Origin of the sequence: Streptomyces sp. NPDC048417 (genome assembly GCF_040651615.1) — a bacterium.
Lineage (GTDB): Bacteria > Actinomycetota > Actinomycetes > Streptomycetales > Streptomycetaceae > Streptomyces.
On the sequence record NZ_JBEZKI010000012.1, the window covers coordinates 266745 to 287337 of the forward strand.

A 20593-nucleotide genomic window follows, 5' to 3' on the forward strand; every position below is an offset into this window, starting at 1 on the left:
GCGCGCCGACGAGGCCGCCGGCGCCAAGGTCGCGTCGGCCGTCGCACAGCCGTCGGCCGACGCGTGTGTGGCCTCAGTTCATCTTTCCGGTCCGGGCGTCGTGCCACAGGTCGACGCCGCCGTCGACGGCGTACGTATCGATCTCGGCCAGCTCCTTGGCGGTGAACTCCAGGTTCTCCAGCGCGGCGACGTTCTGCTCGAGCTGTTCGGTACGCGACGCGCCGATGACCAGCGAGGTGACCCGCTCGTCACGCAGCGCCCAGGCGAGTGCCATCTGCGCGAGGGTCTGCCCTCGGCGCTGGGCGATGGCGTTGAGTGCGCGGAGCCTGTTCACCATGTCGTCCGACAGCCAGTCCGTGTCGAACGACGTGCCGGCGGCGGCCCGCGAGTCCTCCGGGATGCCGTCGAGGTAGCGCCCGGTGAGCAGGCCCTGGGCGAGCGCCGTGAACCCGATGACGCCGAAGCCCTCTTCCTCCGCCGCGTCGAGCAGTCCGTCCGTCTCGATCCAGCGGTTCACCATGCTGTACGACGGCTGGTGGATGAGCAGGGGCGTTCCCAGTTCCCGCAGGATCGCGGCGGCCTGCCGGGTGCGCTCGGCGTCGTAGGAGGAAATTCCGACATACAGGGCCTTGCCCTGGCGGACGGCGGTGTCCAGCGCGCCCATCGTCTCCTCCAGGGGCGTGCTCGCGTCGAGGCGGTGGGAGTAGAAGATGTCGACGTAGTCGAGGCCCGTGCGCTGCAGGGACTGGTCGAGGGAGGCCAGCAGGTACTTGCGGGAGCCACCGCCCTGGCCGTAGGGGCCGGGCCACATGTCCCAGCCGGCCTTCGTGGAGACGACCAGCTCGTCCCGGTACGGCGCGAGGTCCTGCTTCAGCAGTCGCCCGAAGTTGACTTCCGCCGAGCCGTAGGGCGGCCCGTAGTTGTTGGCCAGGTCGTGGTGGGTGATTCCGAGGTCGAAGGCACGCAGCGCGATGTCCCGCTGGCTCTCGAACGAACGGTCGTCACCGAAGTTGTGCCAGTAGCCCAGGGACAGGACGGGCAGGTCGAGGCCCGAGCGCCCGGTGCGCCGGTAGCGCATCGTGCCGTTGTACCGCTCGGGGTCCGCGACGTGGTTCATGGGGGTCTCCGCAGGTGACAGTGGGTTTCATGCCGTTCGGGGGCGAACGTGCCTACTGTGCCCTGGCTCGATTCCCGAGTCCAACAGCTCACGCACATCGCATTCATCGGTGTCACTTCTCAAAGAGCGTCTCGCAGAGCGAGCCGTGGCGGTTGTGCGGGGACGGCGGGTGCGCCTGTCCCCGCACACGTTCCGCGTGGTCAGACGACCGCCGTGAAGGTGTAGTGCCCGGCCGGCAGATGGTAGTGCGCCGGGCCGGTCGGGACGGCCTGTGCCGGGGCGACGACCGACTCCGGCCGTGAGGTGGGCACCGTGACGTCGGCGAAGGTGTTGACGGGCACGGTGACGTGCAGCCTCAGCCGGCCGCCGGAGACAGCCCAGTTGCTCGCCGCGCTTCCGTACGGGGTGTCGTACGAGCTGACGGCGGACGTCACGCCGCCGCCGGGCCGCGGCGCGATGCGCAGGGAGGCGTAACCAGGGCTCGCGGGGCCGAGGCCGCCGACCTGGCGGTAGAGGAAGTCGCCGACCGAGCCGAGGCCGTAGTGGTTGAAGGAGTTCATGCCCGGGTCGTTGAACGAGCCGTCGGTGCGGATGCCGTCCCAGCGCTCCCAGATCGTGGTGGCCCCGTGGTCGATCATGTAACCCCAGCCGGGGAAGTCGCGTTGCAGCAGGATCCGGTACGCCGTCTCGAGATGACCGTGGTCCGCCAGCACGGGCAGGAGGTTCTCCACGCCGAGGAAGCCGACGCTGAGGTGTCCGTCCGTGGCCGCGACCTTTGCGGCGAGCTTGTCCGCGGCGGCCCGGCCCAGGGACGCGGGCAGCAGCTCGAAGGCCAGGGCCAGCACATAGCCGGTCTGGGTGTTGCCGCGGACCGTGCCGTCGTCCGAGACGAAGCGGGTGCGGAAGGCGGCCGCGACCTGGTCGGCGAGCTGCCCGTAGGCGGTGGCCTCGGCGCTGCGGCCGGTGGCGGCCGCCATGCGCGACACCAGGCGGGCCGACCAGGCGAAGTAGGCCGTGCAGACGAGGTCCTGGGCCGTGTTGTCGTTGACGTTGAGCCAGTCGCCGTAGGTCTGCTGATCGCGTATCAGGTCGCCGCCGGCCGTGGCGCGCAGATAGTCGACCCACTGGGCCATCGCCGTGAAGTGCCGGTCCGCGACGGTCAGATCGCCGAAGCGCTGCCACAACGTGTACGGAATGACCACTCCCGCGTCTCCCCAGCCGGCCGTGCCGGAGCCGCCGATCACCGCGGGCGCGACATCCGTGAAGGCGCCGTTCGCCTGCTGGGCGTCCGCCAGGTCGTCGACGAACTTGGCGAGGAGGGCGTGCGTGTCCAGGTTGAAGGTGGAGGTCGCGCAGAAGGCGGTGATGTCACCCGTCCAGCCCAGACGCTCGTCGCGTTGGGGGCAGTCGGTCGGGATCGAGAGCATGTTGCTGCGCTCGCCCCACACGATGTTGTGCTGGAGCTTGTTGAGCAGCGCCTCGGACGCGCTGAACGTGCCCGGCTGCCGGGCGTCCGTCCACACCGCGCGACCGGTGACGGCGGTGGCGTCGGGCCGGAAACCGGACGGCAGGCCGCTGAGTTCGACGTAACGGTAGCCGTGGACGGTGAACCGGGGCTCGTACGTCTCCACGCTCCCGGTGCCGGCGAGGGTGAAGGAGTCGGTGGCCTGGGCGGCGCGCAGGTTGGTGGTGTAGAGCGTGCCGTCGGGGTTGAGGACCTCGCCGTGCCGGACGGTGACCGTGGTGCCGGCGTCGCCGCGGACCGCGATGCGGTTCCAGCCGGCGAAGTTCTGCCCCATGTCGAAGATCCACACCCCCGGCTGCGGCTCGGCCACCGACACCGGACGGAATTCATGCTGCACGGTGACGCCGTTGTCGACCTGTGCCACCAGTCGCGGGACGGGCCCGTCGTGAACGGCGACGGCGGTCCAGCCGCTGTCGTCGAAGCCCGGCGAGTCCCAGCCGTCGACGTGCAGGCGCGCGTCGTAGGTCTCGCCCTGGTACAGATCGTCCGCCCTGATCGCGCCGGTGGCCGTCTTCCAGCTGTGGTCGGTCGCCACCAGCTGGGTGGATCCGTCGGTGTAGGTGATGAGCAGTTGTGCGCCGTAGAACGGCTGTGTGCCGTAGTGCCGGCTGCCGGCGAAGCCCAGGTTGCCGGAGTACCAGCCGTTGCCGAGCCACGCGCCGAGCACGTTGGTCCCCCGCCGGAGGTGCGCGGTGACGTCGAACACCTTGTACTGAAGGCGCTTCGCGTAGTCGGTCCACCCGGGGGCCAGCACGTCGTCGCCGACCTTCGCGCCGTTGAGCCGGGTCTCGTGAAGACCGAGCGCGGTGGTCAGCAGCCGTGCCGAGGCGACCCGCCCCCGCACACTGAAGCTCTTGCGCAGCATCGGCGCGGGCCCCACGACCTGGACATTCGATCCCCAGGGACCGCTGCCGTAGGCGGCTAGCGCGCGTGCGGCGGGCCAGCCGCTGTCGTCGTATCCGGGACTCTGCCAGCCTGCGGGAGGGTCCTGGTGCGTCCTCCACGCATCGTCGGTGACCACGGTCGCGCCGCCCGCCACCGTGAGTTTGGCGATGAGTCCGGCCGGAGAGAGGGTCGTGTTCCGGCTCTCGACCGCGAGGGTGTTGTCGCCGCTCTTGAGATGCGCGGTGACATCGACCGTGGCGGCGCTCTTCCACGAGTCGGTCACGCGCCGTGAGGTGCTCACCTGGGTGCCGTTGACCCAGACGTCCGCGGTGTCGTCCCCGGTGACGATCAGGCTCGCGGCGGCGGGTGCCTCCGCCAGCGTGAAAGTACGCCGGAAACAGCGGGTTGCGACGGGTGCCTGGGACGCGGGGTCGCCCTCCGGGTACCAGATCCAGGTGGCCCCCGAGAGATCCGGGCCCGGAGGCCGCCCGATGAACGCGGCGGACCACTCCCGCGCGGGTGCCAGCAGTCCGGTCTCGAACCACTTCGGCTTGCTCCAGGCGGCCGCCCGGCCCTGCGTGTCCCAGACGCGCACCCGCCAGAAGTAGCGGGTCAGGCTCTTCAGGGGCCCGCCGGCGTAGGCGATGTCGATCTGCCGGTCGGACGCGACACGCCCGCTGTCCCACAGGTCACCGGAGCCGTCGGCCGTGGCCGAGACCTGGATCCGATAGCCGCCCTGTCGCTGCTGCCGCTCCGTCGAGTCGAGGACCCAGCCGAAGCGCGGGTGTGCCGCGTCCACGCCCAGGGGGAGGGCGCGGTGCTCCACGGTGCAGGCGGCCACGCTCAGCGGGGACGGGGACGAGAGGTCAGGAGCGGCGACCCGGGAGTACCAGGGGGCCGTACCGTAGGCGCCGAGATCCCGGGCGGCCGGCCAGCCGTCGTCGGCGAAGCCGGGCTGTTCCCATCCCGAGGGCACGTCCTTGCCCGCCGTCCAGCGGCCGTCGGTGACGACATCGGTCGTGCCACCGGTGGTCAGCACGCGGATCCGTCCTATGACGCCGGCCGCGCCACCCTCGCTTCGGCTCGCCAGCGCGATGGTGTTGGTCCCCGCGGTCACGGCGGTGCGCAGGTCCACGTACAGGGCGTCACGCCAGGACCGGGTGACTCTGGGGGAGCCGGCGAGGGGTCTCCCGTTGAGCCATACGTCGACGGAGTCGTCGCCGGTGACGACGAGCTGCGCGTCGGTCACCTCGCCCTCGGCGACAGTGAAACTCGTGCGGAAGTAGCGGTGTCCGGCAGGGGCGTCGGAACCCGGATCTCCTTCCGGGTACCAGATCCAGTGAGCCGGGGACAGCCCGACGGGCCCGACCGGGGATGTTCCGGTGGCCGCCTGCGCGCGCCCGGCGACCGTGCCGACGGCTCCCGCGCCGAGAGCACCCGCCGCCAGCGCTGACGCCGTACCGAGGAAGCCGCGTCGGCTGACCGGGGAGTCCTCGGGAGGCGTGCGCAAGCCGGAGTCGGGCGAGCCGGTTGAGCCGGGGGTGGGGGGTGTGGTGTGAGTGGCCAACGGAGTACTCCTTCACGCGCGTCGGGCGAAGCAGAACGGCTCGGTGGGCGGCGGACACGGACGGGGAATTCCCCTCCGGTCGTGGTGGCGAGCTGGTTATTGAATCGTTTCAAAACGTTAATGCGGTGGAAATGTATGAAAGTTGATGAGCGGCGTCAATAGGCTGGCGCATCGTTTCATCGACGCTCGTACGCCGCCGTGCGAGGCGACCGTGCACGCCCGAGGCGCCGGTCGGGGGGAGTTCGCGCGATCGTCGGTGCGTCCATGTCTCGTATGCGACAAGGTCGTTCGTCGAACAGCTCGCGTCGCCACGCTCCCGGAACTGTTCTCCGGCTTGCCCGCGCTGTGTGGGTACCGGTCGTCCTGGGGCGGGTATCAGCCGCGGCCGCCCCCGAAGAACCGGCCGCGGAAGCACGAGCGGACCGGTGGGGGATTCCACCGGTCCGCTGTGAGGGGAGCTCAGGAGGTGATCAGCAGTACAGGTTGCTGCCGGGGGAGACGCCGAGGATCGAGGTGATGCGGTTGTAGGCGTCGACGCGGCTCTGGACCTGGGCAGGGTTGCGGCCGTCGCACTCGAGGGAGCCGTTGATGGAGCGGATGGTCTGGCCGAAGCCGGCGCCGTTGACCATGGCGTTGTGCGGGGTCATCGTGCCCGGGCCGGACTGGGTGTTCCAGTACCACAGGCCGGTCTTCCAGGCCACGGCCGAGTCGTTCTGCACCAGCCAGGGGTTGTTGAGGAGATCGATGCCCAGGGCGTCGCCGGCGGCCTTGTAGTTGAAGTTCCAGGACAGCTGAATGGGGCCGCGGCCGTAGTAGGCGGCCTGTCCGGCCGGGCAGCCGTAGGACTGGCTCCAGTCGCAGTACGTCGGGTAGTTGGCGGTGTTCTGCTCGACGACGTACACCAGCCCGCCGGTCTCGTGGCTGACGTTGGCGAGGAAGGCGGCGGCCTCCTGCTTCTTGACGGTGTCTGAGCCGGTGTTCGCGAAGCCCGGGTAGGCCGACAGGGCGGCGGTCAGGCCGCTGTAGCTGTAGAACGAGTTCCGGTTCGGGAACATCTGGTTGAACTGGGCCTCACTCACCACGAAGCCCGAGGGATTGCCGCCGCCACCGCCGCTCGCGGGGGCGCTCCACTTCTGGTTCGCGGCGCCCGAGCAGGTCCAGATCTGCAGCCGGGTGGCGTTGGCCGAGTTGTTGCCGGTCACGTCCAGGCACTTGTTGGCCTGCGGGTTCACGATGTCGTTGGCCGAGCTGACGGCCCACTGCTGGGCTGCGGTGCCGTTGCAGTCGTAGAGCTGGACCGTGGTGCCGTCGGCGGTGCCGCCACTGGTCACGTCCAGACACTTGCCGAGCGCGCGCAGGGTGCCGTCGCCGGAGTTGGACCAGGTCTGGGCTGCGGTGCCGTTGCAGTCGTAGAGCTGGACGGCGGTGCCGTTGGCACTGCTCGCGCCGGCCACATCGACGCACTTGCCGGCCAGCCCGGTGATCTGGCCGGTCGCCGCCTGGGCCGGGGTGACGACGAACAGGGCGGACAGCACGGCGGCGAGGACGACGCCCAGCGTCAGCCGGCCGAGGGCGCTGCGCCCGCGGAGGCGGGACACGAGAAGAGGAAGGCGCATGGAGAGCTGCTCCTGACGTGGGACGAGGGGGGTGAGAGTGCGTGACCGGCCTGCGGAGGCGGACGCCTCAGTCGAGGACCTGCTGCGTCACGACGATGTGTCCGGCATCGGGGTCGAGGACACCACCGAGCCGGCTGAACGCGCCGTCGGTCAGATCAAGGCACTTGGGCTCCTGCGGAGTCTGGACGAACGTGCCACGGTCGTTGACCCGAACGGTCAGGGACCGGCCGTTGGCGACGTTGGTGACCTGGATGTGCGTACCAAAGGGCAGTTGAGGCTGGCGGGAGAGGGAGGTGGCGACCGTGTCGGCGTTGTTGTCGAAGACCTCGCCGCTGGCGGTCAGGGCGCCGGGCGGCTGGGGACCGTAGTGCGTGGCCCAGCATTGTTCGCCAGCCGGTTCCGCGGGAGCGTTCCACTGCTGGTTGGCGGCGCCGGTGCAGGACCACAGCTGGACCTTGGCCCCGTCAGCGGTGGAGTTGGCGGTGACGTCGAGGCATTTGCCCAGGGCGCGCAGGGTGTTGTCGGTGCCCGGGGTCCACTGCTGGGCGCTGGTGCCGTTGCAGTCGTAGAGCTGCACCGGGGTGCCGTCGGCGGAGCCGGCGCCGGCGACGTCGAGGCACTTGCCGGCGAGGCCCGTGACCGTGCCGGTCGCCGCGGCCGCCGGTGTCGCGGTCAACGGGCTGAGCGACAAGGCCAGCAGGGCTATGAGAGGAGTACCGCGTAACGCGGTGGTGAGGAAGGAAGAGCGAGCAGTCATGGGGGGTGGGGAAGCCTTTCCGAGGTGGGCACGTAGGTGTGGCGGACACCGACAGGACGCACGTCGGGACGACCTGACATCGGGAAAGCTAAAGGTCTATACCAAGGCCGTCAAGATGTGGGCATGACAGATGTGGCCGGTGCCCTCACTGCCGCTCGTCCGGCATTCGGGTGTTCACTCACCGGCCCCGGACCGTGTGTCGCAGCCGCGGGCATCCAGCGAGAAACGCCGGGACAAGAGCCCCGACGGAACAGGCGATCGTCGTCGGCGTGGGCACTCTGCCGAAGGCGGGGGCTCGGGGGCTCGGGGGCTCGGGGATTCGGGGATTCGGGGATTCGGGTGCGAGGACGGCGCGCATACGGCTGCCGCACCACCAGGGCGTCGGCGGTCTCGTCAGTTCTGCCTTCGGCAAGGGGCTAAACCCGCGCTCGTGGCATCTGCCCGGCTGGTGGAGTCATCGGCCTGTGGGCCAGTGATCGCGTGCGCCGTTGGGGGAGTGGTGCCTGCGGACAGCATCTCCTCAGCGTTGCGTGAGGAGGCATGTGATGGCCAGTGAGTTCCAGCGGGGCAAGCTTCGGGCGATGTTCGACGCGTTCGACGCGGACGGCAACGGTTACCTGGAGGAGGAGGACTTCGAAGCGCTCGCGGTCCGTTGGGGCCGGCTGCCGCGTGTGAGAGCGGAGTCGGGGCTGGCGGTGCGGGTGGACAGCGTGATGCGAGGGTGGTGGCAGCAACTGTCGGCCGCTGTCGACGCGAACGGGGACGGCCGGATCGACATGGATGATCTCCTTGCCATGGTCGACCTGTTGCCTTCCATCCCGGAGGCTGTCACCGCCACGGCCGACACCGTCTTCGACGCGGTGGACGAGAACGGCGACGGGCGGATCAGCCGCGGCGAGCACAAGCGCCTGATCGACACATGGCACGGACAGGCCATCGAGACCGGGGATGTGTTCGACCGCCTCGACCAGGACGGCGACGGCTACCTCAGCCGCCCGGAGTTCGCCGCCTTGTGGACCCAGTTCTGGACCAGCGACGACCCCGGCGAACCCGGCAACCTGACGTGCGGTGAACTGCCCCGGGTCTGACAGGTGTCCTCGGCTTTCGTCGGTGCTGTGCGGCAGGTTCGTCACCGGCCGAGCCGATGGAGGTGGCGATGCCGGACAGGTCCGGATGGTCGGCGAGCCTGAAACGCATGTATGGACGCACGGGATCGGAGGGGTCATGCAACTCGCGCGACAACATGGGGCGTTGCGCGCGACCGGGGCGACCGGGGCGACCGGGGCGACCGGGGCGACCGGGGCGACCGGGGCGACCAAGGCGACCGGGGCGATCGGGCGGCCGGTTCCGTGCCGTCCTGGGGCAAGACGGTGCGCGGTGCGGCCGCCGCCCACGGCCTCGCCGTGTTCCTCCGCCGGCGCCTGTTCGGGGCCGGCGGCGAAGCCCGCGCCGACACGGAGGCGAGTGCCGCCCGCACGGGCCGGGGCGTCGCCCTCCGGCACCTCGGACAGGAGACCGCGCCGTGACACCGTCCACCCGTCGCGGCGGCCCTCCGCAACCATGCAGGTATGGACGTCCGGTTGCGGGGCAGTCGGAGGTTCAGCCGGCGCCGTTCCGCGTCGAAGGGTGGCGCAGGACGCCACCTGTGCAACCTGTGCCTCGCGGTGGCACCGACGTGTCCGCGAGCTGACCTTGGGGGAGTGGGAATCATCATGATTCTTCCGGCGGAGAAGGAACTGCGAGCCGCACTGGCCCGGTTCGCCGACGCGCGCATCGAGCACGACGTACGCCCCACCGGCCGCACCAGCCGCCTGCTCGAGGACGCCACGTACACGCTGTGCGTGATGACCGGAGCGACTCACGTGGAGCAGGCCCTGCATGTGGCGGACAGCCTGTTGCGGGGCTACCGCGCCGGCCGCGAGGGCGGCGCCCGCGAGGACGAGACCCTGGCCGCGTAGGCACGACGCCTCCTGCTCAGCCGCCCCGTCGAAGGCCTACGGCTTCAGGCGTGAAGACCGCGCGAGCGTGGCGATGAGCGTGTCGGCCAGCCACTCCTCGTACGTGTCGGCCGACCAGCCCCGCCCCGCCGTGAGCTGCGTGTACAGCTGCGGCCCGGCCAGCGCCCAGAGGCCGTCCGCCAGGTGCGCCGGATCCGCTTCCGGATCCAGCGCACCGGTCTCGTCGAGGTGGGTGACGAACGAGGTGACGCCGGTGAGCCGTTCCCGTTCGGCTATCTCCAGCACCTCTCCGACGTCCGGCCCTGCCTGGGTCAGCAGGGTGAACAGCGCGGCGATCCGCTCATGGATGCCGCGCACGAACGCGGCATAGAGCCGGAGCTTGGCGTCCGGCTCGCTCGTCCGCAGGATCGCCCGCGTCTCGGGACGGTCCGCCATGGGCACCGGCTCGTCGTCGCCGGCCAGCGTGGTGTCCCACAGGGCCTTCACCAGGCCCGGCTTGCCGCCGAACGTCTTGTACACGGTCTCGGGTGAGACACCCGCCCCCTCGGCCACGGCGCGCACGGTCGTGGCGTGGTAGCCGTCCCGGAAGAGCAACTCGGCGCAGGTCGCCAACATCGCGGCGCGATTGCGGCGGGCGGCCTCCTGCCGGCGCGCGGAGTTGTAGGGCCGGCGTGGTGTCTCGCCTGGCATCGGTGCACCCTCCATATTTGATACAGTCGACTGTATTGAATTCTGGCAGGTTGCTGGAGGTCCTTATGTCCCGTCCCGCGCCCACACAGGTGGCGCCCGGCGTCCACCGCCTTGGCGATCACGGCATCAACTTCTACCTGATCGAGGGCCCCGACGGTCTCACCCTGATCGACGCGGGCGTGCCCGCGCATCTGGACCAGCTGCGCGGGCTGCTGGCCGGCCTCGGCCGTTCCGTCGCCGACATCCGTGCCGTGCTCCTGACCCACGGCCACCTCGATCACACCGGCCTGGCCCACACCGTCCAGGAGGCCGGAGCCGACATCTGGATCCACGATCGGGACGCCCCGATCCTGCACGACGGCCCGCGCAGCGTGAATCGCCATGCCAAGCCCGAGCGTTCGATGCTCCCCTACCTCCTGCGCAGGCCGGCCGCATTCGCCATGCCTCTCCAACTGGTCCGCGCGGGAGCCTTCACCGCTCCCGCCGTCCAGAACACGCGGGTCTTCCACGGCGACCAGGTGCTGGAGGACGTCCCCGGTGCCCCGCAGGCCGTCGTGCTGTCCGGTCACACCCCCGGCAGCGCCGCCTACCACTTCGCCGACCGCGGGCTGCTCTTCACCGGCGACGCCCTGGTCACCGCGGACGGGCTGTCGGGTCACACCGGACCCTCGATCGTGAGCCGCTGCTTCACCCACGACAGCAAGGCCGCGCTCGCCGCCCTCGGCCGTCTCGACCAACTGCCGGCGGACCTGCTGCTGCCCGGCCACGGCGAACCCTTCACCGACGGCGTCCGGGCCGCCACCCGGCAGGCACGCCACTTCGGAGTGCGCTGAACCGCGCCGTACCCCAGTTCTCCAGGCGGCGACCCGCCTGGCACAACGACGTCCAACACCTCGAAGGAAACGACATGAGTTCTATACCGTCGACCGACGGCGCCGAGACGGCGGCCTACTACCGTCCGCGCGTCCTGCACGTCCCCGCCGGGAAGGGCGTGGTCAAGTGGATGTCCGGTGACGTCTACGAGACCATGGCGCCGGCCGAGTCCACCGACGGCGCAGTGGGCCTCACCGTCTGCTGGGTGCCCCCGGGCGGCGGACCGATCGCGCATGTGCACCGGGCGGCCGACGAGTCCTTCTACGTCATCTCGGGTGCGCTGGAATTCCTGAACGGCGATCAGATCTTCGTGGCGAACGCCGGAGACTTCGTCTTCGTGCCGAGGGGCACGCGGCACCGGTTCCGCAACCGCACCGGCGAACAGGCGCACATGGTGTCCTTCTTCACGCCCGGCGGAGGCGAGGGGTTGTGGCTGGAAGGCGGGGACGATCCCGTACCCGGTGAGAAGCCCGAGTTCTGGCCGCCGGAGCGCGGCCTGGCCCTGGGCCCGCTCCTCGGCCGGAAGGAGATCGACATGGTGATCCTCCCCGAGGAAGCCGACATCGACGGACCCGCCGACAAGCCCTGAGCCACCTCAGCACAGCACAGACGTTCGGGCTCCGGCCGAGTGCCGGCCCGGGCACCTCCGAGCACACCGCACCGCGCACCACGCGGGCCGGGCGATGGCCGCCCGGCCCACCGCAGGCGTTCCGGTTCCGTGCTGCTGCACGACCTCCTGGGCCGCGTCGGATCGGGCCGGCTCCTCCTTCTGTGGCCAGGCCGATCCGGCACATGGTGTCGACGGTGCCGGTCGCCATGCCGGCGTGTGAGGGCTCGGCCAGGTGCAGTGCCGCACGGGAGGCGGCGGCACTGCCCTGGCAGAGCCCGGCACCGGCGACCACATGGCCGGCGAACAGGGCGGTCCACCGGGAGCCGCCGTCGAGACGGGCTCCAGCGCCGGCCCGGCCGCCGTCAGCCCGAAGCCGCCGCCGTTGGTCAGCCGCGGCGGCAGCCGGTAGGCCGGCGCAGCCCTGATCGGCGCGGCGACGAAGGACGCCACCCTGAGCGGCAGGAAACGCGGGCCCGTCGCCGAGGGTGTCGGCGGCACGAAGGGCACTCGGAGCCCACACGACCACGCGGCCCCGGTCCGAAGCGCGCCGCCTCACCCCCGGCCCCGCTCGGCGCTAGGCTGGCCCCGGAGGTGCCAAGTGGCCCAGGATGAACGGAAGTTGGACGAGGTCCCGGAAGCCGCGACCGTCGTGGTGATCGGCGCGGGCCCGGCCGGTCTGACCGTCGCCAGTCTGCTGCGCAGATCCGGCATCGACAGCATCGTCCTCGAGCGCCGCAGCCGCCACCACGTGGCACAGCGGCAGCGGGCCGGCATCGTGGAGAGCCGCGCGGTGCGGATGTTCGCGTCCTGGGGGCTGGCCGACCTGGTGCTGGGCAGTCCACCCCACGACGGCATCCTGGAGTTCCGGGTCGACGGCAAGAGCCACCTCGTCGACGACAGCGACGGATCCGAGGGCCCCGGGGCGCGTCTGTGTCCCCAGCAGGTCCTGCTCCAAAAGCTCACCGCCACCCACCTCGCCGACGGCGGCGAGGTGCGCTACGAGACGGCCGACATCACCCTGCACGACCTGACCGGCGACCGCCCCACCGTCCGCTACCGCTCCGCCGACGGCACCATGCACACGATCACCTGCGCCTTCGTCGCCGGCTGCGACGGCGAGCACGGCGTCACCCGCACCGCCGTCCCCGACGACCACCTCACCGTCCACACCCTCGACCACGGCATCGGCTGGCTCACCGTCCTCGCCGACGCCCCGCCACCTGCCCACCCCCTGCTGGCCGTCAGCCCGCAGGGCTTCGCCGCGCACTTCCCCCGCGGACCGCACAGCAGCCGGTACTACCTCCAGTGCCCGCCCGACGACCACCCCGGCTCCTGGCCCGACACCCGGGTCTGGGACGCGCTGCGCACCCGGCTCGCCGACCCCGCCCTGACCGCCGGCCCGATCACCGACCGCGAGACCTTCCGGCTGCGCAGCCTCGTCCACGACCCCATGCAGTACGGCCGCCTGTACCTCGTCGGGGACGCCGCCCACATCGTGTCTCCCATGGGCGGAAAAGGCATGAATCTCGCCCTGTACGACGCCGATCTCCTCGCCCGCGCCATCCGCGACCACGTCCGCGACCACGACGACACCGGCCTGCGCACCTACTCCGAACGGTGCCTGCGGCGCGTCTGGAGCGACCAGGAGTTCTCCCACTGGCTGACCCGCACGGTCCACGACGCCGGCGACGACACCCGCTGCGGCCCCTTCCTGCGCCGGCTGGCCCGCGCCCGCCTCGACCGCCTCTTCACCTCCCCGACCGCCGCACAGGCCTTCGCGGAACTCATGACCGGCCTTGACCCGGCCCAGGACCACCCCGCCTCCACGAGCCGCTGACCACGACGGCAACACGCGGACCGGCGAAGAACCCGCGCGGCGGGAGATCCACGCCCGCCCCGTCCCAGGCGCTGGGCATCTCGGTACAACTCGGCGTAGCGGACCAAGCGCGCGAGGCCCGTTGCGATCTGGCCGGGGTCGAGTTCATCGCGGCCGAAGTGGTGCTCGGCGGCGAGGCTCGCCGGGGCCCGGCGGGAGTCGACGGCGCGGGGCTCACGGCCGTGGCGATGTGCGTGGAGGCCGCGGTCGCCGCGGGAGCCGAGGAGGCGCTGCACAGCTGCTCGCTCGCAGACCTCGCAGTTCTCCGCGCAGTGCCTCAGGCGACGGCGGATCCGGACACCGGCGTCGACTGAGGCCGCCGGTGGGTCGCAGTGGGGAAGTCGGCCCAAGGAGAGGTCGCCTGCCCTGTTTCGGGATCTCGGTACCTCCGAGTGGCCGGCGTCGCGCCGCGCCTGCGCGTTCACCTCGCGGTCCGGGCAACGGCGCCGCCCTGGGGCCGGCGTTCATGTCGACCACGGGGCGACCGCACAGTGTCGAGCGCCTGGCCGGGCGGCGTCCGCTGCCGGCACTCGACTTCGTCAGTGCGACGACCATGCGCGCCGCCGCCGTCAGGAGCAGGAACAACTGACCGGGGGTGCCTGGGGGCGCTGTACGCCTCCAGGCACCCTTGGTCGTTCGAGTACCTTCCCGCCAGTCCGGTGTCAGCCGATCCTGTCCGTGAAGCCCGTCGACAGATACGTCTGGTGGGTGACCTTGCCCTTGCTGGCTCCCGCCGTCCACGTGAAGGTGTACTCCAGAATGGAGCTCGTCTTCGGGTCGACGATCACCCGGCCGACGCTCTTGGCCTCCGCGAACTCCAGGGCGGTTCCGACGCGTCCGGTGCTGTCCTTGACGGTCCCGACGAGCTTGACGCCCTTCAGCCCCGCCATCGCCTTGAACAGCCCGGCCCGCAGTTTCGGGCTCGCAGGGGACCCGCCGAGCAGGGTGACCGCCTGGTCGAAGGGGGAGATGCTCTTGGGCCTCGGCGGAGTCTGGAGCAGCTGGAGGAGCTTCGCCGGGTCCGTGGTCAGCTGGTCCAGGGTCTTCCAGTCGAGGTCCTTCGGCCCGAACTGCCAGTCGGGCTGGCGCCCTTTCCTGTAGGCCTTGCCGTCGTTGACGACGTAGAAGTCCATGGACTGTGAGAGGTACGAGTCGCCGACCGTCAGATGCGTCTTCCAGTACTTCCCCGAGGAGACCGGCCGGGCGGCGGCCACCGTGGAGACGTCGTTGAGGAAGACGGACGCGGTGTCCGCGCGCGCCTCGCTCCGCGTGCCCGTGTCCGCGGGTGTCTCACCGGTGTTCGCGTACGTCACCACGCCGGCCGCGACCGCGGCGGCGGTGAACAGACCGACGAGGAATCGGCGGCGCCCGGACATCCCCCGCAGCGGTGCGGTCACCACAGCGCCCTTCTTGCGTCCGGCGGCATGCCCGGCCTCCTGAGCGGCCGCCGCCGCCTCGATCCCCGCCAGCGCCCTGGCCAGCGCCTGTGCCGACGGCGGCTCGACCCGTCCTGCGGCCACCAGTTCATCGGCGCCGGGGAAGTCCAGCAACACCGCCCGCTCGGTCATGCCGGTCTCCTCCGCGTCCTGCGTACTCATGCCGGTCCGCTCCACGTCGTCGTACGTACTCATGCCACGTCTCCCGTCACGCTCAGGTGATGTCCGGCCGGGCGTGTTGCTGCGAGCCGGTCGCGCAGCCGACCCCGTGCCCGGTGCAGCCGCGAGCGGGCGGTGCCCGCCGGGATGCCCACGGCGGCGGCCGCCTCGGCGGGGGTGAGCTGCTCCCAGCTGACGAGCAGCAGCACCTCCCGCTCCTCGACGGGCAGTTCGGCCAGCGCCCGGCGCAGCGCCGGGGCCAGCGCGGCCGCGTCGAGCCGCTGGTCCACCGCCTGCCAGGGATCGGTGATCTCCACTCCCGGTACGGCCTCCTGTCGCCCCGCCCGCCGCAGGTGCTGGGCCAGTACGTTGCGGGCCACCCCGAACAGCCAGCCCCGCGCCGAGCCGCGCGAGGGGGCGAACGTGCGCCGCGCGGCGAACGCCTGCAACCACGCCTCGGCCAGCAGATCGTCCGCCGCGCCGGGCATGCGCCGGGCGAAGTAGCCGTGCAGGGCGGGCGAGTACGCCTCCACCAGCGGGGTGAACGCCGCCGCGTCCCCCGCCGCCGACCGTGTCAGCTGGGCGTCGCTGTCGCCGTCACCTTGGGGGGCGCCGTCGCAGCGCTCCTCGTGTTGCCGGGTATCCGGTTTCACGGAATCTCCGTCTCCGACCGCCGGACGACGGTCTCACCCTGTACTTGTCATCAAGCTGCGGATCCGTTCGCACCCCCTGCCAGAGTGGCTCCCCGTAGGAGTGGCCTCGTCCTTTGTCGGTGCGGCTCGAACGCGTGCATCATTGCTCGGCCGTTGGCCATGGAGCCGGCGAATGACGGACGGCGCGGCCTGCCGCCGACGGCGAGGCCCGTGCAGGCGCTCCGAACCCGCAGCCCGGGCGCGACACCTGCGCCACCCGCTCATGCAGCGGGTGACGGGACGGCATGCGGAGATCCTCCGATTACGGGAGACGGCGTGGACGATCAGCGCCATTGCCCGCCGGTTCGGACTGGACCGCAAAACCGTCCGCCGCTACCTGACCACCGATCTCGACGTGCTGATCGCCTCGGCCCCCGACCGCCCCTACATCCAGCAGCGGTTCGTACATCCAAAGCGGTTCGGGTTCACCGACAGCTGCACCAACGCCGCCCAGCTCTACCGCGAGATCCACGAGGTCCCATCCCCGCACCGCGCAAGATCACCTCATGGATCACGAGACCGCGCGACGGGCTCAGCCGTGAGGAGCAAGACCCGCCCGCGAGGTGCGCGTCGCCCGCCCGGACATCGCCACCGCCTGCGACCTGGCCCGCGTCCTCACCGGCCCGGTCCGCGACCGGCGAGGACGTCTCCTGGCCACCTGGGTCCGCGAGGCCGAGACCAACGGGCCCGGGCGCGGGCTGGGTTGCGCCGGATTCCTCCACCAGGACTGGGACGCCGTCCTCGCCGGCATGGCCGGTGAAGGGGATCGGGCGTCGCCGCCCGACACGGACGTGACCTCTCGACCATGACGTAGATATAAGGTCAGGCGACCGGCGGACCGTCCAAGCAGGTCGGACCCGTGTCCTCATTTCCGGAGACAGGTTGTCGATGCGTCTGCATCCAGGCGAGACCGAGGCCGTTGGCTGGCGGGTGGTGACCGTGCTGGACGCCGTCCGGCAGCTGCGCGATGCGTCACCCGACGTCCTCGGACGTCCACGGGTGATCGCGATCGACGGCCGGGGCGGTGCCGGCAAGACGACCCTGGCCGAGCGGCTGCGCAAGGTCGTGCCCGGCTCCGCCATCATGCACACCGACGACATCGCCTGGAACCACGCCTACTTCGGCTGGGGTGCCGTACTCATCGAGAACATCCTGCAACCCCTGCACCGGGGGGAGGCGGTGGACTTCCGCCCTGCTGCCTGGATCGCCCACGACCGGCCCGGATCGATCACCGTCCCCGCGAGTGCCGACTTCATCTGGGTCGAGGGCACTGGCATCATCCGCGAAGAGCTTGCCCCGTGGTTGGACGCTTCGGTGTGGATGCAGGGTGACCTGGATGAGCAGGAGCGCTTGACGGCCGTCCGCGACGGTGACTTCCCCGGGCAGCGGGAGCACGTGGCGAACTGGCTGCTGGAGGAACTGCCGTTCATGCTGCAAGAACAGCCGTGGGCCCGAGCCACCATGATCGTCGCCGGCCCCCCGCAGATCGACCACGACCCGGACACCGAGTTGGTCGTCGCCCCACCGACGAGCCCTTAGCCTCGATCCACCGACGTGGTTTCGAAGTGCTCGCTGGGCGGGGTCTCGGCTGTCGGCTGTCGGCTGACGTGCGGGCGGGGACGTGGACGAGGCGGGCGCGCAGGGTGGCGGTGGTGGCCTTGGCGTGGAAGGCGGAGGCCAGGGCGCCGACGGCGCGCAGCAGGTCGTAGGCCATGGCCCACAGGGTCAGCCAGGCGGCGTTGGCCTGGAAGTGACCGATGGGCAGGTGGGCGAAGGCTGCGGCTTTGCTGTCGGCGATGACCTGCCCGACGACGGCGTGGTGGCGGTGTTCCCGCTCGGCCCGGAGGGTCTCGGCGGGGGCAGTCGGTCAAGAACGGCTGGTAGCGCCGGACGGGGAACGATCGCCCTGCTCTCCGACGGCAGCGGGGTTGGCCAGGTCATGGACGTGGCGCTCGATGAGGCGGGCCGTGACCCGGTCGGCCTTCTTCCGGCTGGCCAACGCGGTGTAGGCGGGGCTCGCAGCGACTTCGGCGTCCCAGACGCCGCTTGCCGCGACGCATCCGCACGGTGGCGAGCAGCGGCCCCGAGGTGGGGCCGGCGCAGGCGAGCAGCTCATGCCCCAGCAGATCGATGGCGGCACGCAGTTCACGGTGGCTGTCCGCGCGGTTCGGCAGATGGACGACGTCGGGCAGCTCCGCCATGAGCGGGTGGGCACGGCTGCGGTCCAGCCGGTACTTGCCGCACAACTTCTTCTCCGGGATGACTGCCTTGATGTGGCGTTTGCGCAGGTGGGCGCGGTTGCCGCGAGATGAGTAGGCCTTGTCCCCGGCGACTGCGTCCGGGCGGGTGCGGGGGCGGCAGGGCCCCGGACCCGGATCTTCTTCAGCACCGGGACGAACTGCGGGCTGTCGGCTGCCTGCCCAGCGGTCAGGACGAACGCCAGCGGGCGGCACTTGCGGTCGGCGGCGAGGTGGACCTTGCTGGTCTGCCCGCCCCGCGAGCGTCCGAGGAAGGCGGCCTTCAGCCGGAGTTTTTGCTGGCGCCGGATGCGCCGCCGCTCTTCCCGCTCGGGATCCACTTCTGCGTCCAGTCCGTTCTGTCCTTCAGGGTCGCCCCCTTTGACCTGTTCTTTTTCTCCTCAGCGACGGCCTCCTCCAGAGCGGCGAGCACGTCCTGGCCCAGGTGCATCCCGGCAGCGTCGTGGTGAGCGCGCGCGGTGGTGGAGCCGACGCTGACCAAGGACAAGTCCACCTCGCCCCGCTTCGCGGCTTCCGCGACCAGGCCCTCCAGCAGAGCCTCGAAGACACCCGCGCCACGCCACTGCCGGAAGCGGTTCGAAACGGTCGACCAGGCTCCGAACTCCCGCGGCATCTCACGCCACTGCCCGCCGACCCTGAACCTCCAGATCACACCCTCGAACTGCTGCCGCAGCCGCTCGGGGTACGGCCGGTACTGGCCGATCGGCAAGTACGGCTCAACGAACTCCCATTCGCTGTCACTCAGTTGCGCCCTCGTCATACAAGTCGATCTACCAGCCTGTCCTGTGATAGCTAATCTCGTTCGATTCCCACTGAACTTTGACCACCGGTACTCATCAGCCCCCTTGGAATCGATCATCTAGGCTGGCGCGGTGACTGATGAGCAGGAGCGGGTGCAGCCGTCGGGAGTGTGGGCCACAGCGGTCGGGGTGGCCAGGGTGCGGGCGCTGGAGACCGAGCGGGAGAACGCGCTGTTCCGCGACCCACTGGCACAGGCCTTCGCCACCGCCGGTGGCCTGTGGCCCTCCTCGCCGCCGCTGCCCGATGACGAGGCCGCGCGACGCCGTCGACTGGCCGTGTCGTTCTCCATCGTCATCAGGACGAAGTTCCTCGACGACCTGTTGCAGCAGGCCTCCGCGTCCGGAGTCCGGCAGGTCGTGCTGCTCGGCGCCGGCATGGACAGCCGGGCCTTCCGGATGGACTGGCCCGAGGGCACCCGACTGTTCGAGGTCGACACCGCCGCGCCACTGGACTTCAAGGCTTCGGTGCTGCGCCAGGAGCGGGCCGTCGCACGCTGCGAGCGGATCACCGTCGCGGTGGATCTGCGTGAGGACTGGCCAGGCGCGCTGGCCGCCGCAGGGCACGACCCGACCGTGCCGACCGCGTGGATCGCCGAAGGACTGCTGATCTATCTGCCCGAGGACGCGGTGGAGCTGCTGCTGGCCCGGATCAGTGCGCAGTCGGCGGCAGGCAGTCGGATGGGGCTGACATTGGGCTCGCGTGGCGTGATCGAGCGCTTCGGCGCGGACGCCGTGCCGGGATCGGCGGCGTCCATGTGGGTCTCGGAGACGCCCGACGACCCGGTGGGCTGGCTGGCCGGGCACGGCTGGGAGGCCGGCAGCCACACCCTGCGCGAGCGCGCTGCCGCCTACGGCCGCCCGATCAGCACCCCGCCGCAGCGCGAGGAGCGGCCCGGCGGACTGATCTCGGCGGTCCGCTGGTAAACACCTCCAGGCGGTCCAACTTCAGTGGCAATCGGTCAAGGTCACTGTCACTGGACCCAGTCCAGCCCCACCGAGAGGGGCGAATCCCACAGATTGATCACGACTCGATACGCGCCCTAGTGGGGTGCCGCATCAGAGAGTCTTTGCCGGGCCCAGACGGTGCTGTTGTCCGCGCAGGGCATGCCTGTGGGGATGATCGCCGAGGTGATACCAAGAGGGCCCGCGTCGAGTACCTCTACGCGATCGCCGACGGTGAGGCGATACCCGAGTACGGTGAGCCCGACGTCGTCTTCTGCCTGGACGAGTTCGGACCGCTCAACCTCCAGCCCCACCCCGGGCGGCGGTGGGCCGAGCGCGGCGGCAGGCACCGGGACCTCGACCGCGAACCCCGGCCCCGAGCGACCTACACCGCCGGTACGGGGTCCGGCACCTGTTCGCCGCCTTGGACCTGGGCAAGGACAAGCTCCACGGCCACATCAAGCCGAGGAGGAACCGCACGAGGTTCCCGGAGTTCTGCCGCTACCTGCGCGGGCTCCACCCGTCCAGGGTCCGTGTCGCGATCGTGCTCGACGACCTCTCCTCGCACCTGACCACCAAGAAGGACACTCGGTCGGCGCCTGGGCCAAGGCCAACAACGCCGAGCCCGCCTACACGCCGACCAACAGCTCATCGCTGAACCGGATCGAGGCCCAGTTCACCGCCCTGCGCTACTTCACGGTGGACGGCACAGACCACGCCAGCCACAAGGAACAGGGCAGCATGATCCGCCGCTGCATCATCTGGTGGAACAAGCACACCGCCGATATTCGCTTGCACACCATCGTCACTCGGGTCAACGTCGCCTGACACC

The 20593-nt window shown here is 70.7% G+C and carries 17 protein-coding genes and 3 pseudogenes; 11 read left to right on the top strand and 9 right to left on the bottom strand.

Annotated features, from left to right (window positions below; genetic code table 11):
• Nucleotides 1-73: 73 nt before the first annotated feature.
• From mgrA to AB0D59_RS20775, 5 genes and pseudogenes are all read right to left on the bottom strand, one after another.
• On the bottom strand, nucleotides 74-1117 hold the full coding sequence (gene mgrA / locus AB0D59_RS20755) for an L-glyceraldehyde 3-phosphate reductase (protein WP_362567120.1): 1044 nt from the start codon (nucleotides 1115-1117) through the stop codon (nucleotides 74-76).
• Nucleotides 1118-1317: 200 nt separating this feature from the next.
• Complete coding sequence (locus AB0D59_RS20760; RefSeq protein WP_362567123.1) at nucleotides 1318-5094, bottom strand: family 78 glycoside hydrolase catalytic domain; 3777 nt, start codon at nucleotides 5092-5094, stop codon at nucleotides 1318-1320.
• Nucleotides 5095-5564: 470 nt separating this feature from the next.
• The gene (locus AB0D59_RS20765; protein ID WP_362567126.1) at nucleotides 5565-6710 is read right to left on the bottom strand and encodes a glycoside hydrolase family 19 protein; all 1146 of its coding nucleotides are present in this window, start codon (nucleotides 6708-6710) and stop codon (nucleotides 5565-5567) included.
• Nucleotides 6711-6777: 67 nt separating this feature from the next.
• The gene (locus AB0D59_RS20770; RefSeq protein WP_362567227.1) at nucleotides 6778-7053 is read right to left on the bottom strand and encodes a septal ring lytic transglycosylase RlpA family protein; all 276 of its coding nucleotides are present in this window, start codon (nucleotides 7051-7053) and stop codon (nucleotides 6778-6780) included.
• Nucleotides 7054-7122: 69 nt separating this feature from the next.
• Nucleotides 7123-7467, bottom strand: a pseudogene (locus tag AB0D59_RS20775) (ricin-type beta-trefoil lectin domain protein); the annotation flags it as partial.
• Nucleotides 7468-8009: 542 nt separating this feature from the next.
• On the opposite strand from AB0D59_RS20775, the gene AB0D59_RS20780 reads away from it, so the two are divergent.
• From AB0D59_RS20780 to AB0D59_RS20790, 3 genes are all read left to right on the top strand, one after another.
• A complete protein-coding gene (locus AB0D59_RS20780; RefSeq protein ID WP_362567128.1) occupies nucleotides 8010-8555 on the top strand; it encodes an EF-hand domain-containing protein in 546 nt (181 codons plus the stop codon).
• 261 nt (nucleotides 8556-8816) lie between these two features.
• Nucleotides 8817-8993 carry a hypothetical protein gene (locus AB0D59_RS20785; protein WP_362567131.1) on the top strand — a complete coding sequence of 59 codons (177 nt, stop codon included), beginning with the start codon at nucleotides 8817-8819 and terminating at the stop codon, nucleotides 8991-8993.
• Between the two features lie 186 nt (nucleotides 8994-9179).
• A complete protein-coding gene (locus AB0D59_RS20790; RefSeq protein ID WP_362567134.1) occupies nucleotides 9180-9425 on the top strand; it encodes a DUF5133 domain-containing protein in 246 nt (81 codons plus the stop codon).
• 36 nt (nucleotides 9426-9461) lie between these two features.
• On the opposite strand, the gene AB0D59_RS20795 is transcribed toward AB0D59_RS20790, so the two are convergent.
• A complete protein-coding gene (locus AB0D59_RS20795; RefSeq protein ID WP_362567136.1) occupies nucleotides 9462-10115 on the bottom strand; it encodes a TetR/AcrR family transcriptional regulator in 654 nt (217 codons plus the stop codon).
• A gap of 65 nt (nucleotides 10116-10180) precedes the next feature.
• Here AB0D59_RS20795 and AB0D59_RS20800 point away from each other — a divergent pair, with 65 nt between their 5' ends.
• The 4 genes from AB0D59_RS20800 (at nucleotide 10181) to AB0D59_RS20815 (ending at nucleotide 13788) form a co-directional block, all read left to right on the top strand.
• The gene (locus tag AB0D59_RS20800; RefSeq protein ID WP_362567138.1) at nucleotides 10181-10948 is read left to right on the top strand and encodes an MBL fold metallo-hydrolase; all 768 of its coding nucleotides are present in this window, start codon (nucleotides 10181-10183) and stop codon (nucleotides 10946-10948) included.
• 74 nt (nucleotides 10949-11022) lie between these two features.
• Nucleotides 11023-11577 (top strand): cupin domain-containing protein, encoded by a 555-nt coding sequence (locus tag AB0D59_RS20805; protein ID WP_362567141.1) that lies wholly within the window; start codon nucleotides 11023-11025, stop codon nucleotides 11575-11577.
• Nucleotides 11578-12196: 619 nt separating this feature from the next.
• Nucleotides 12197-13435: a 4-hydroxybenzoate 3-monooxygenase gene (locus tag AB0D59_RS20810; protein ID WP_362567144.1), complete on the top strand. Its 1239-nt coding sequence runs from the start codon at nucleotides 12197-12199 to the stop codon at nucleotides 13433-13435.
• A gap of 158 nt (nucleotides 13436-13593) precedes the next feature.
• On the top strand, nucleotides 13594-13788 hold the full coding sequence (locus AB0D59_RS20815) for a hypothetical protein (RefSeq protein WP_362567147.1): 195 nt from the start codon (nucleotides 13594-13596) through the stop codon (nucleotides 13786-13788).
• A 348-nt stretch (nucleotides 13789-14136) separates the two neighbouring features.
• On the opposite strand, the gene AB0D59_RS20820 is transcribed toward AB0D59_RS20815, so the two are convergent.
• Complete coding sequence (locus AB0D59_RS20820; protein ID WP_362567150.1) at nucleotides 14137-15105, bottom strand: hypothetical protein; 969 nt, start codon at nucleotides 15103-15105, stop codon at nucleotides 14137-14139.
• On the bottom strand, nucleotides 15102-15722 hold the full coding sequence (locus AB0D59_RS20825) for an RNA polymerase sigma factor (RefSeq protein WP_362567153.1): 621 nt from the start codon (nucleotides 15720-15722) through the stop codon (nucleotides 15102-15104). The genes AB0D59_RS20820 and AB0D59_RS20825 overlap by 4 nt, the downstream gene beginning before the upstream one ends.
• 602 nt (nucleotides 15723-16324) lie before the next feature.
• On the opposite strand from AB0D59_RS20825, the gene AB0D59_RS20830 reads away from it, so the two are divergent.
• Together AB0D59_RS20830 and AB0D59_RS20835 are read left to right on the top strand one after the other, a co-directional pair.
• Nucleotides 16325-16570, top strand: coding sequence for a hypothetical protein (locus AB0D59_RS20830; RefSeq protein ID WP_362567156.1), 246 nt, complete (start codon nucleotides 16325-16327; stop codon nucleotides 16568-16570).
• A 79-nt stretch (nucleotides 16571-16649) separates the two neighbouring features.
• Nucleotides 16650-17300 (top strand): hypothetical protein, encoded by a 651-nt coding sequence (locus tag AB0D59_RS20835; RefSeq protein ID WP_362567159.1) that lies wholly within the window; start codon nucleotides 16650-16652, stop codon nucleotides 17298-17300.
• Nucleotides 17301-17698: 398 nt separating this feature from the next.
• Here the strand turns inward: AB0D59_RS20835 and AB0D59_RS20840 are convergent.
• Nucleotides 17699-18779, bottom strand: a pseudogene (locus AB0D59_RS20840) (transposase).
• 148 nt (nucleotides 18780-18927) lie between these two features.
• Between AB0D59_RS20840 and AB0D59_RS20845 the strand changes: the two are divergent.
• Together AB0D59_RS20845 and AB0D59_RS20850 are read left to right on the top strand one after the other, a co-directional pair.
• Entirely contained in the window at nucleotides 18928-19743 is an 816-nt protein-coding gene (locus AB0D59_RS20845; protein ID WP_362567229.1) for a class I SAM-dependent methyltransferase, read from the top strand.
• A 74-nt stretch (nucleotides 19744-19817) separates the two neighbouring features.
• Nucleotides 19818-20589: pseudogene (locus AB0D59_RS20850) on the top strand (transposase); the annotation flags it as partial.
• Between the last annotated feature and the right edge of the window lie 4 nt (nucleotides 20590-20593).

Coding starts and splice junctions, on each gene's coding strand:
- AB0D59_RS20835 (WP_362567159.1), top strand. CDS start 16,650: ATGCGTCTGCATCCAGGCGAGACCGAGGCCGTTGGCTGGCGGGTGGTG.
- AB0D59_RS20820 (WP_362567150.1), bottom strand. CDS start 15,105: ATGAGTACGTACGACGACGTGGAGCGGACCGGCATGAGTACGCAGGAC.
- AB0D59_RS20805 (WP_362567141.1), top strand. CDS start 11,023: ATGAGTTCTATACCGTCGACCGACGGCGCCGAGACGGCGGCCTACTAC.
- mgrA (WP_362567120.1), bottom strand. CDS start 1,117: ATGAACCACGTCGCGGACCCCGAGCGGTACAACGGCACGATGCGCTAC.
- AB0D59_RS20795 (WP_362567136.1), bottom strand. CDS start 10,115: ATGCCAGGCGAGACACCACGCCGGCCCTACAACTCCGCGCGCCGGCAG.
- AB0D59_RS20790 (WP_362567134.1), top strand. CDS start 9,180: ATGATTCTTCCGGCGGAGAAGGAACTGCGAGCCGCACTGGCCCGGTTC.
- AB0D59_RS20800 (WP_362567138.1), top strand. CDS start 10,181: ATGTCCCGTCCCGCGCCCACACAGGTGGCGCCCGGCGTCCACCGCCTT.
- AB0D59_RS20765 (WP_362567126.1), bottom strand. CDS start 6,710: ATGCGCCTTCCTCTTCTCGTGTCCCGCCTCCGCGGGCGCAGCGCCCTC.